The following is a 541-nucleotide window of genomic DNA, read 5'->3' on the forward strand; positions in this document are numbered from 1 at the left end:
CTGCTGATAATAGGGGTGGGTGGTTGGCGGCAGTTGCGGGTGGGCTTGAAACTGGGGCTGCTGGTAATAGGCCTGGGTTTGCTGCTGCAGGTTTGGATCCATGGCAATTCTCCTTGATGATGGATGGGTTTGATTCCCTGCGAGGAACTTGGAAAGAGGGCTAGTTGGTCAGGGGCGGCCGAGCAGGTAGCTCATCCCGGTGGCTGTGGCCACGGTGACCGCGAGGCCGGGAAGACCGCCTCCGGTCAGGGAGGACGCCGCCGCGGTGGCCGAGGCCGCGGCAATGCCGCCGATGGCGCCCTTGTGGAGACTGTCGCTCACCGCCTCGGTCATGCTCATGTCGCCCGCGCCCACCCGATGCAGATTCTGCCCCAGGGTGCCGGTGGCGACAACGATCACCCCGAACAGGCCGACGGCCAGAATCGGAGAGGTGGCGCTTGCCGTTGTCGTTTGCGGCAGGGAGGGCATAGCCGGCTGGGCCGGGGGATAGGGTGCCTGTGGGGCATACTGATGCAGGGGGTTGGTCGTGATCCGGGGGGGC

General features: G+C 65.8%; 1 protein-coding gene. It reads right to left on the reverse strand.

Annotation, left to right across the window (positions count from 1 at the left end):
• Positions 1–168 precede the first annotated feature (168 nt).
• Positions 169–541: magnetosome protein MamC family protein (locus tag JWG43_RS17770; protein ID WP_205244283.1), on the reverse strand; the 373-nt coding region annotated here is incomplete at its 5' end.

Origin of the sequence: Desulfobulbus alkaliphilus (assembly GCF_016918545.1) — a bacterium.
GTDB lineage: Bacteria > Desulfobacterota > Desulfobulbia > Desulfobulbales > Desulfobulbaceae > Desulfobulbus > Desulfobulbus alkaliphilus.